Genomic DNA, 9,935 nt, shown 5'->3' with positions numbered 1-9,935 from the left:
ATTTTGGCAATTATCGTAAAACCGAGTAATTGCTCGCAAGGTTCTTTCTACGGCAGTCTGGCAAGCATGGGAGTTTAAATCATCAACAAATTTAAACTCTTTCCTTAATGCTGTGTTGTACCGAAATAACTCTGTTTTGCCAACACCCCGATTATCCATCCAATAACGCAGAACTTTATTCCGAACAAACTGAGTTGTCCGTATTGCTTCATTAATGGCTTCTATCTGATTAGGTTTTGGCTTAACTTTGTATTCTAGTACAAACATTTTGACACTGCTCGACCTACTATCAATATCTTAACACAAAATTCTTTAAGTTGACTATACATATTTAAGCGGAGGGCGGGGCTTGTACCCAAATTTTCGGTCAACTTCTAGGCATGAATTGTAATGTCCCCACGGATATCTGTTTTTCCTTCGAGAGATTTTGTGCGCGGGGGGGAAAAACCGACGAACATCGAGACGGTTGGGGAATTGCTTTTTTTGAGGGTTTAGGTTGTCGAACTTTTATTGATGTTAAACCCTCGATCGCTTCTCCGATTGCGGAATTAATTAAAAACTATCCCATCCATTCTACCAATGTTATCGCCCATATTCGCAAAGCTACCCAAGGAGAAATTAAACTAGAAAACTGTCATCCTTTCCGGCGTGAATTGTGGGGAAAATATTGGGTTTTTGCCCATAATGGTCATTTAGAAAATTTCTCACCTCCTGCGGGAGATTTTTATCAACCGGTTGGGGACACGGATTCAGAAAAAGCTTTCTGTTTAATTCTTAATACCCTGCGAGAGACTTTTCCCCAGGGCAAACCTTCCCTAGAACAACTTTATCAAGTCCTAAAAACTATCACAAACTCTATCGCTTGTCAAGGAATTTTTAATTATCTTTTATCCGATGGTGAACATTTTTTTGCCCATTGTTCGACGAAATTAAGCTATATAATCCGTCAGTATCCTTTTGCCGCCGCTCATTTAATCGATGAAGATGTTAGCGTTGATTTTCAAGCTTTAGCTCGTCCGAGCGATCAAGTGGCAATTATTGCCACTACACCCTTAACTGATAATGAAGTTTGGACAGCGATTAATGCAGGAGAATTATTAGTTTTTCAGGAGGGTGCGGCAATTTTAAGTTAATCTTACCAGTTGTCACTTTGTCGAGATTTTTCTAAATCAATTAACTGAGTTTTCAACCCTAACCAATCTAATTGATTGGTTAGGCAATCTGAACCAATTTTTCCCGCTTCTAGATAAATAACTCTCTCGGCAAATGCCTCTAAAAAATCCAGTTGATGATTGACCATAATTATCGTCATTGAACTTTGATTATTTAATACTTCTAATAACCTACTGGCCGTGCCTGTATCTAAAGCAGAGGTGGGTTCATCTAATAACAGTATGCTCGGTTCTAACAGCAAAGCTCTGGTAATTGCCACTAATTGTCTTTGTCCTAAAGATAATTCTAACTCCCCGCGCTCAAACCACTGTTCGGGAATTTTTAATAGGGATGTCCAACGGTCAATTCTCTGATTAATTTCCGCAGGAGTAAGTTTTTTCAATTGCAAAGGATAAGCGAGAGCATCTCGAACAGTCATCCCTAATAATTTCGACTCTTGTGGCAATAAAACTATCTGTTGTCGCAGGGAAATAACCGGTATTTCCTTAATCGATTTACCCTGAAAATAAATATTTCCCGTGGTTGGTTCCTGCAAACGATTTAACAATCGCAAAAGAGTCGTTTTTCCTGCCCCAGATGCCCCGACAATAGCCAACTTTTCTCCTTGCTTGATGCTAAAAGTAATATCTTCTAACAGATAGGTGCTGGCCTGTCGGATAGCTAAATTTACTTGCTGTAGTTCTAAAATCAAGAGCGGTCTTTTCCTTACTTAGTTCAAGTTTATTATATAATAAAAATAGCCCAATGAGTTCGGCAGGTATTCCCCATGGTTAGTCAAGTTAACAAAACCGAGATTATCTATCCTGAGAGCGACGGTAAACCGATGGCAGATAATACTAAACAATTTAACTGGATAGTGACGATTAAGCAGAATATCGACTGGTTATATATCGATGATCCCCAGGTATTTGTAGCGGGGGATCTGTTATGGTATCCCGTGCAAGGCCAGCCGAAAATTGCCGCCGCTCCTGATACGATGGTAGTATTTGGCAGACCGAAAGGCGATCGAGGTTCCTACAAACAATGGCAAGAAGATAATCTTGCTCCTCAAGTCGTCTTTGAGATTCTTTCTCCCAGTAATACCTCCATCGAAATGGCCAAAAAATTGCTATTTTATGATCGCTATGGAGTCCAAGAATACTACGTCTATAATCCCGATGATAATAGTCTAGAAGCTTGGCAGCGAATTGGTGACAGTTTAGACAGTGTTAGTGAGGTTAATAATTGGGTGAGTCCCCGTTTAGGCATTCGTTTTTACTTAACCGACGAGTTAAAAATTTATCGTCCTGATGGTACTCAATTTTTGTCCTACAGCGAAATTAATCAACTACTGGAGCAGGAAAAGCAACGGGCTGAAAATGAACACAAACGGGCAGAACAGGCCAATCAGCAGTTAGTAGAAATGGAGGAAAAACTGCAAAAATATCGGCAACTTTTTGGGGAATTACCTAACTAGGGTCTGCTGAAAAAGTTTTTCGGTGGGGGTTGGGGGTTGGGGGTTGGGGGATGGGGGATGGGGGATGGGTTTTACCAATTTTCAGGAAAAAAGTAGCTGAATTTTCCTCCCAATCACTCCTAGCTAAGGCACTTTTTGGGGGGAAAAAGTCTAAAAGCCTTATCCAACAAGGTTTTTAGATTTATTCAGCCCGGCCTAACTAGCGACGGGATTATAACAAAAAAAGAGGACAGGTTAGTCCTCTTAACAAGATTAGTTTTCGCTAAATATTAAACACAGAATGATTGCCAGGCCTAGTAGGCTAGACCCATACTGCGGGTGGTTTCTGCTCCGAGATAAACCCGAATGCTTAGGAAATCCGTCGGACAAGCCGTTTCGCAACGTTTACAACCAATACAGTCTTCAGTGCGCGGGGAGGAGGCAATCTGGGCAGCTTTACAGCCATCCCAGGGAACCATTTCCAGCACGTCGAGGGGACAAGCCCGAACGCATTGGGTGCAACCGATACAGGTATCGTAAATTTTAACGCTATGAGACATTGAATTATGACTCCTTACCGAGTGTTCTCCATGTTAAATTTCGGGTTTATCGGTTAGTTTACCTTACAGCGATCTGTTCATCGCTCGATCGGTGACATAACTTTAAACTCTGTAACACTTGGGGCCAAATGGCGATCGCTAGTCGGGGATCGGGTAATCCTAAAATAGCCTTAAAGAATTGCTTGCCGGGGTTACGGGGGGAACCGAAAAAGGTAATCTGGATCGCAAGATAATTTATTTCGTTTGCCAGTATGACAGAAATAGCGATCGAATCGATCCTACAGGAAAATCGGCTGTTTCCTCCCAGTGCCGAATTTTCTCAGAATGCCACAATTAAAAGCTTTGAAGAATACCAGCAACTCTACGCCAAAGCCAAGGCCGATCCCCCGGCTTTTTGGGCCCAATTAGCCGAAAAAGAATTACATTGGTTTGAAAAATGGTCAGAGATTCTTGACTGGCAGCCCCCCTTTGCTAAATGGTTCGTCAACGGCAAGATTAATATTTGTTACAACTGTATTGACAGACATCTCACGACATGGAGACGCAATAAAGCTGCCATTATTTGGGAAGGAGAACCGGGAGACAGCCGCACCATTACCTACGAACAGCTACACCGAGAAGTCTGTCAATTTGCCAACGCTTTAAAGGAATTAGGCGTAAAAAAAGGCGATGTGGTCGGAATTTATATGCCGATGATTCCCGAAGCAGCGATCGCCATGTTAGCCTGTGCCAGAATTGGTGCGCCCCACAGTGTAGTTTTTGGGGGATTTAGTGCCGATGCTTTGCGCGATCGTCTTAATGATGCGGCTGCTAAGGTGGTAATCACTGCCGATGGTGGTTTCCGCAAGGATAAAGTAGTTGCCCTCAAGGAACAGGTAGATCTGGCTCTAGCCGATAATAGCGCCCCCAGTGTGGAAAAAGTTCTCGTTGTCCAGCGCAGCAAGGAACCCATCAATATGGTTGCCGATCGCGATTACTGGTGGCATGATCTACAAAAACAGGTATCTGCTAATTGTCCGGCCGAACCGATGGATAGCGAAGATATGTTATTTATCCTCTACACCAGTGGTTCCACCGGCAAACCGAAAGGAGTCGTCCACACCACCGGCGGTTATAATCTCTACACCCATATCACCAGCAAATGGATTTTTGACCTGAAAGACACCGATGTTTACTGGTGTACTGCCGATGTGGGTTGGATTACTGGCCATAGTTATATCGTTTACGGACCTCTCTCCAATGGTGCAACCACGGTAATGTATGAAGGGGTTCCCCGTCCCTCTAATTTAGGCTGTTTTTGGGATGTAATTGAGAAATATCGCGTTAATATCTTTTATACTGCCCCCACTGCTATCCGCGCTTTTATCAAAATGGGTGAAGATATCCCCAATACCCGGGATTTATCCTCTTTGCGCTTACTGGGAACCGTGGGAGAACCGATTAACCCGGAAGCGTGGATGTGGTATCACCGGGTTATCGGTAAGGAAAAATGTCCGATTGTCGATACTTGGTGGCAAACGGAAACCGGGGGAATTATGATTACTCCCTTACCCGGGGCAATTGCCACCAAACCGGGGTCAGCAACCCTACCTTTTCCCGGTATTATCGCCGAAGTGGTGGACTTAGAGGGCAATCCCACCCACGCGAATGAGGGGGGTTATCTGGTGGTCAAATATCCCTGGCCCGGTATGATGCGAACAGTCTATAAAAATCCCGATCGCTTCCGCAATACCTACTGGGAACATATCGCCCCCAAAAATGGCCAATATCTCTATTTTGCCGGGGATGGTAGTCGTCAGGACGAGGACGGTTATTTCTGGGTAATGGGGCGCGTCGATGACGTGATGAGCGTTTCTGGCCACCGTTTAGGGACAATGGAGATCGAATCAGCTTTAGTATCTCATCCCGCGGTAGCGGAGGCGGCTGTAGTGGGACGACCGGATGAAATTAAAGGGGAAGAAGTCTATGCTTTTGTGACTCTCGAGGGGCATTATGAAGCGAGTCCGGAGTTAGCGCAAGCATTAAAGGATCACGTTGTCAAGGAAATTGGCATTATTGCTCGACCGGGAGAAATCCGTTTTACCGATGTGCTGCCAAAAACGCGATCGGGTAAAATTATGCGTCGTCTCTTGCGAACTTTAGCATCAGGTCAAGAGATTTCTGGTGATACTTCTACTCTAGAAGATCGATCGGTTCTGGATAAATTACGGCAAGGTGCGTAATTTAATTGCCGGTTTTTCCTAGTAGTTAGGGTGAGGAATTAAGAGTTAATCTTATCTCACTCTAACTAAAGTGATGCTCGGTGAACATATTTGCTCAAGCAGCAAAGCTATAGCTAATAATAAATCCTGTTTAAAAGGTATAGGGGAAGTGGGAAGTGGGAAAAAACAATCCATAACTTGGGAGTTAATCACACGATTAAAAACGGATTTGGTATAATGATAAAGATAATAGCCAAGGGAAATTATAGGAGTTTAATCAATGACCATCACCACTACTACCGATAATGATTTAAAAAGACTAGAAGATTTAATCCTCAATGGACAGAAGATAATCGAACATCGATTCAACGAAATCGACAATCGACTCACTACCATGGACAATCGACTCACTACCATGGACAATCGACTCACTATCATGGACAGTCGACTCATTGAGGTGGACAATCGACTGACTACCATGGACAATCGACTCACTACCGTGGAAACTCGACTCACTACCATGGAAACTCGACTGATTGAGGTGGACAATCGATTGAAGGTGATTGAGAATGGACAAGCGGAAATGAAAGCTGATGTCAAAACTATTCAAAAAGATACTACCGATTTAAAGATTGAACTCACGGAAGTTAAAGGTGATATTAAAACTCTTGATAGTAAATTTGATGACATGAATAAACGCTTAGAGAAAGTCGAAGGAACCCAAAAAAATCAAATTTGGACATTGATAACTGTCCTAAGTGGTTCCTTACTAGCTGTGGTATTTAGAAGCTTTTTTATCGACAATAATCCCTAATCTCAGCAAGAGAATTGCTATAATTTGCTCAGTCAAACAATGAAAAGCGAGCGCCTAATTCTCCGTCCTTGGCAACTCCCCGCAGACAAAGAGTCTTTTTTTCAGATATATCAAAATTCCGAAGTCACTGATTTTTTACCGAGAATTCGTCAGTTAGCCACGGATATTGAGAGTTTAAATGCCCATTTTTCCGAAAGATTAGCAACTATTCGTAATCAGGGTAATGGCAGCGATTGGTGGGCAATGATCGATCGAAAAAATAATCAGATTATCGGTTCGATAATTTTACAGAATTTGCCCGATAACCACGGTTATCCTACCCCAGATATCGAAATTGGTTGGCATTTACGGCGCGATTATTGGGGACAAGGATATATAACCGAAGCGGCTAAAGTTATTCTAGAATACGGCTTAATCACCTTACAATTGCCGATTATCTACGCGGTGGTTAATCCCGATAATTATCGCTCAATTCGTGTCACCGAAAGACTAGGAATGCAATCAATGGGATTAACGAATAAATACTACGACACTGAAGCACTTTTATTCTCGATCGCAGCTTAAAGTTCATTAATAATTATTGATTGTTTCTTATTTTATAACTGCTGTGGTTGTCATGCTAAACCCATTCTTGATCAAAAAGTAAAAAGGGAAATATATTCCCTTTTTCTAGCTTTTATGGACCCATATCCTAAACGATTTCGGGTTTAACACCTCTTTGGTCGAGAATTTTCTGTAATTCAGCTTCGTCGGTTTTGGTCAAAGAAGTGCGTAACACTTTACCTCCGTAGGGGGCCACTTCATCGAGGACCTTATCGGGGGTAACTTTTTGGACGAGAACAAAGAGAGCAGATGTACCTGGCTGCATGGTTTCTCCCAATTCCCGCATAAAATTGTCATCCACACCGATATCACTTAAAGCACCTCCCAAAGCGCCACCAGCAGCACCGAGGACAGCCCCTAATAAAGGGGATAAAAAGAGCATTCCGATTAATAATCCCCAGAAACTGCCACTTGCCGCTCCTGCTGCCGTTAAATTGACCGCTTGCTTGAGTTTAATCTGGCCATCTTTGTTTTTAACCACTACGGCAGCATCTTCTAACTCGATGAGATGTTCCTGTTGCAGTTTAGCCAAAGTTAAACGAACTTCTTCTGCTTTAAATTCGTCCTCATAGGCGATGACAAATAGATCAGCCATAGTTTTTCCTCGATTATTAGTAAATAAAACCTTTATACACTACTTTTGCCGGATTAAAACGTTTGAGGTATCGGAGAATACCTCAAACCCATGGAGATTAGCTGTCATAAATACGAGCTTCAAAAGCATCGGGATTTTCTTGACAGTATTCCTCAAAATAGGTTTTTTCCGGTTTTTTAGCGCGTTGGTGTGCCAATTCTGCCTGTAATTCCTCAACAACATCCCAAGCTGCGGCACAATCGGGAGAATTTCCCCCTTTTTCAGCACATACTGCCCGGGCAATATCTCTAGCTTTGATAATCTCCGCTTCTAAATCAAAACTGCGGGGCTTTTCGACGGCGTTACCTTTATGGAGGATGTCACTAACAGATATAACACCGAGTAAATCACCTTTAATTACCGGTGCGAAACGAATACCGGTATTAGCAAATAAGCGAGCTACATATTCAACCCCGAGGTCGGGATTAATCACGATGCAGGGTTTGCTCATCACTTCATAGACTCGCACTTTTTGCGGATCTTGACCGAAAGCGACGACTTTATAGACAATATCGGTTTCAGTGATAATTCCGTAAGCATCTTCATCGTGACGACGATCAACAATGAGAGTTCTAATGTTCTTTTCTCTCATCAATTGTACTGCTTTGGCAACGGTTTCAGAACCTTTAATCTTGGCCACCTCCGTGGTCATAATTTCAGCTGCTTTCATAGTCATAGTTAGAGAAGTTAAGTTGTGCCTTTGTTATTTTAGGATATAAACTGACCCCTAATGCTGACGGCTGACGGACAAAAAACTGATCCCCTATTAACGCCATTCTACCAGTTGTCGTTCTTGGACAACCAAACCATATACTGTCTCGGTTTGACGGGCTAAATTCGCCCAATGAAAGCGTTTTTCTAGGTCTTCGTAGGCGTGATTAACTAATTTTTGAGCGTATTCGGGATGATTTAAAACCTCTAAAATGCCCCAAGCGAGGGAATCGGGATTATTGACCCGGGTGACAATTCCCGTTTGGCCATGACGGACAACTTCGGGAAAACCGCAGGTATCGGAAACTACCACGGGAACCCTAGCGGCGAAACTTTCCAAGGCGACAATGCCAAAAGGTTCGTAAAGACTAGGAAAAACGGCACAATCGGCCACGGTTTGGAAGCGATCGAGGTTTTCATCGGACATAAAGCCCGTAAAATAACAATGATGCCAGATACCGAGATGCCAGGCCTGTTGTTTGAGTTTGTCGGTATTGCCGCCACCGATAATGACAAATTTAGTTTGACCCTCGGTCTGGACGAGGACTTTTGGGGCAGCGTTGAGTAACACCGAAACCCCCTTTTCAAAGGTCATACGCCCGACGTAATAGACGATTTTTTCGTGATCTTGGGCATATTGACGACGAAAAGCTTGGTAATCAAAGTTAGGGTCTCTTTGCTTTTTCTCGGCCCGAATACCGTTATAAACCACATCGATTTTATCCCAGGGTGCGCCCAAAGCCCGATGGACTTCATGACGCATATAGCCAGTGCAGACGATAATGCGCCAAGCATTATAGACGAGGGTTCCCTCTTTGCTGCCGATATAGCGTTGGGTGTCGGTGTGCAGTCCGTTATAACGTCCGTATTCCGTGGCGTGAATAGTGGCAATCAGGGGTATTTTAAAGAGATGTTTCATGGCAATGGCCGCATCCCCTACTAACCAATCGTGGGCATGAACAAGGTCAAATTTTCCGTATTCGGCGATTAGTTTGCCGCCCTGTTGCCCCATGCTGTTATTCATGTTGACCACCCAATGGAAAAAGTCATTGCCGGGGGGTACGGGGACGCGGTGGATGTGAATGCCTTCGACCAGTTCGTAACTGGGGGCCTGACCGAATTCGATCGTGATTAAATGGACTTCATGACCGAGTTTGACGATTTCGGGATAGAGTTCAGCGACATGACGGGCGATACCGCCCACTAATCGCGGTGGAAATTCCCACGCTAACACTAAAATCCTCATTTTTCCCTAACCTCGACCTGATTTAAGCTGTTGACATACTCCCACCGTCAAGCTACGCTGTGACGGGGGATTCTTGACCTATCACTATCGGAAATTCCTTGTTCAACGAGACAGCTTAGATTCTCAATGTCTCCACTGAAAACCTTTCTTACCGGACTCTCCCAAGGCGTTTGGGTCTGTTTCTGTTTGCCCAACAGTACCGTTGAGATGATTTCCCAAATATTGTAACCCTTTTTTTAGAATATTTATTGCTGCATTATGATCCCTATCTAAGACTGTTTTACAGTTAGGACATTGATGAGTTCTAGTACTTAATGTTTTTTGAACTCTTGTTCCACAAACTGAACAATCTTGGCTAGTAAAATGGGGAGGAACAGCAACACAAACAATCCCATAAATCTTGGCAAAAAATTCAACCCATTCAGTGAATTGATACCAAGAAGCATCAGAAATCGACTTGGCAAGCTGACGGTTTTTGACTAAGTTTCTTACCTTTAAAGCTTCATAGACTACCAGATCATTAGACTGGACTAACGCCAAAGCGTCTTTAATTGCTTT

10 protein-coding genes and 2 pseudogenes are annotated in these 9,935 nt (G+C 43.2%); 5 read left to right on the top strand and 7 right to left on the bottom strand.

Going from position 1 to position 9,935, the window contains the following annotated elements; all coding sequences use genetic code 11:
* Positions 1–267: pseudogene (locus IM319_RS20265) on the bottom strand (RNA-guided endonuclease TnpB family protein); the annotation flags it as partial.
* A gap of 113 nt (positions 268–380) precedes the next feature.
* On the opposite strand from IM319_RS20265, the gene IM319_RS20260 reads away from it, so the two are divergent.
* Entirely contained in the window at positions 381–1,133 is a 753-nt protein-coding gene (locus tag IM319_RS20260; RefSeq protein WP_287736713.1) for a class II glutamine amidotransferase, read from the top strand.
* Between the two features lie 2 nt (positions 1,134–1,135).
* Here IM319_RS20260 and IM319_RS20255 read toward each other — a convergent pair whose 3' ends face one another.
* Complete coding sequence (locus IM319_RS20255) at positions 1,136–1,864, bottom strand: ABC transporter ATP-binding protein (RefSeq protein ID WP_287736712.1); 729 nt, start codon at positions 1,862–1,864, stop codon at positions 1,136–1,138.
* Positions 1,865–1,939: 75 nt separating this feature from the next.
* On the opposite strand from IM319_RS20255, the gene IM319_RS20250 reads away from it, so the two are divergent.
* Entirely contained in the window at positions 1,940–2,629 is a 690-nt protein-coding gene (locus tag IM319_RS20250; RefSeq protein WP_287736711.1) for a Uma2 family endonuclease, read from the top strand.
* Between the two features lie 293 nt (positions 2,630–2,922).
* Here the strand turns inward: IM319_RS20250 and psaC are convergent, their stop codons facing one another.
* Positions 2,923–3,168 carry a photosystem I iron-sulfur center protein PsaC gene (psaC, locus tag IM319_RS20245; protein WP_002734319.1) on the bottom strand — a complete coding sequence of 82 codons (246 nt, stop codon included), beginning with the start codon at positions 3,166–3,168 and terminating at the stop codon, positions 2,923–2,925.
* Between the two features lie 251 nt (positions 3,169–3,419).
* Here psaC and acs point away from each other — a divergent pair, with 251 nt between their 5' ends.
* From acs to IM319_RS20230, 3 genes are all read left to right on the top strand, one after another.
* A complete protein-coding gene (gene acs / locus IM319_RS20240; protein WP_287736710.1) occupies positions 3,420–5,390 on the top strand; it encodes an acetate--CoA ligase in 1,971 nt (656 codons plus the stop codon).
* Positions 5,391–5,649: 259 nt separating this feature from the next.
* Positions 5,650–6,183: a hypothetical protein gene (locus IM319_RS20235; protein WP_287736709.1), complete on the top strand. Its 534-nt coding sequence runs from the start codon at positions 5,650–5,652 to the stop codon at positions 6,181–6,183.
* 39 nt (positions 6,184–6,222) lie between these two features.
* Positions 6,223–6,747, top strand: a complete 525-nt coding sequence (locus tag IM319_RS20230) for a GNAT family N-acetyltransferase (protein WP_353857212.1) — start codon at positions 6,223–6,225, stop codon at positions 6,745–6,747.
* A 127-nt stretch (positions 6,748–6,874) separates the two neighbouring features.
* Here IM319_RS20230 and IM319_RS20225 read toward each other — a convergent pair whose 3' ends face one another.
* The 4 genes and pseudogenes from IM319_RS20225 to IM319_RS20210 form a co-directional block, all read right to left on the bottom strand.
* Positions 6,875–7,381, bottom strand: coding sequence for a DUF1269 domain-containing protein (locus IM319_RS20225; RefSeq protein WP_287736707.1), 507 nt, complete (start codon positions 7,379–7,381; stop codon positions 6,875–6,877).
* Between the two features lie 97 nt (positions 7,382–7,478).
* Positions 7,479–8,096: a CP12 domain-containing protein gene (locus tag IM319_RS20220; protein WP_287685581.1), complete on the bottom strand. Its 618-nt coding sequence runs from the start codon at positions 8,094–8,096 to the stop codon at positions 7,479–7,481.
* A gap of 90 nt (positions 8,097–8,186) precedes the next feature.
* Positions 8,187–9,377 carry a glycosyltransferase family 4 protein gene (locus IM319_RS20215; protein WP_287736706.1) on the bottom strand — a complete coding sequence of 397 codons (1,191 nt, stop codon included), beginning with the start codon at positions 9,375–9,377 and terminating at the stop codon, positions 8,187–8,189.
* A 47-nt stretch (positions 9,378–9,424) separates the two neighbouring features.
* Positions 9,425–9,935 (bottom strand): annotated as a pseudogene (locus IM319_RS20210) (RNA-guided endonuclease InsQ/TnpB family protein); the annotation flags it as partial.

Source organism: Microcystis sp. M113S1 (assembly GCF_020246945.1).
Taxonomy (GTDB): Bacteria; Cyanobacteriota; Cyanobacteriia; order Cyanobacteriales; family Microcystaceae; genus Microcystis.
The sequence above is the reverse complement of the archived record's forward strand: the minus strand, read 5'-3'. Positions and strand labels throughout refer to the sequence as shown.

Excerpts from the sequence above, each read along its gene's own strand:
- IM319_RS20260 (WP_287736713.1), top strand. The coding sequence starts at position 381 with ATGAATTGTAATGTCCCCACGGATATCTGTTTTTCCTTCGAGAGATTT.
- IM319_RS20250 (WP_287736711.1), top strand. The coding sequence starts at position 1,940 with ATGGTTAGTCAAGTTAACAAAACCGAGATTATCTATCCTGAGAGCGAC.
- psaC (WP_002734319.1), bottom strand. The coding sequence starts at position 3,168 with ATGTCTCATAGCGTTAAAATTTACGATACCTGTATCGGTTGCACCCAA.
- acs (WP_287736710.1), top strand. The coding sequence starts at position 3,420 with ATGACAGAAATAGCGATCGAATCGATCCTACAGGAAAATCGGCTGTTT.
- IM319_RS20235 (WP_287736709.1), top strand. The coding sequence starts at position 5,650 with ATGACCATCACCACTACTACCGATAATGATTTAAAAAGACTAGAAGAT.
- IM319_RS20230 (WP_353857212.1), top strand. The coding sequence starts at position 6,223 with ATGAAAAGCGAGCGCCTAATTCTCCGTCCTTGGCAACTCCCCGCAGAC.
- IM319_RS20225 (WP_287736707.1), bottom strand. The coding sequence starts at position 7,381 with ATGGCTGATCTATTTGTCATCGCCTATGAGGACGAATTTAAAGCAGAA.
- IM319_RS20220 (WP_287685581.1), bottom strand. The coding sequence starts at position 8,096 with ATGACTATGAAAGCAGCTGAAATTATGACCACGGAGGTGGCCAAGATT.
- IM319_RS20215 (WP_287736706.1), bottom strand. The coding sequence starts at position 9,377 with ATGAGGATTTTAGTGTTAGCGTGGGAATTTCCACCGCGATTAGTGGGC.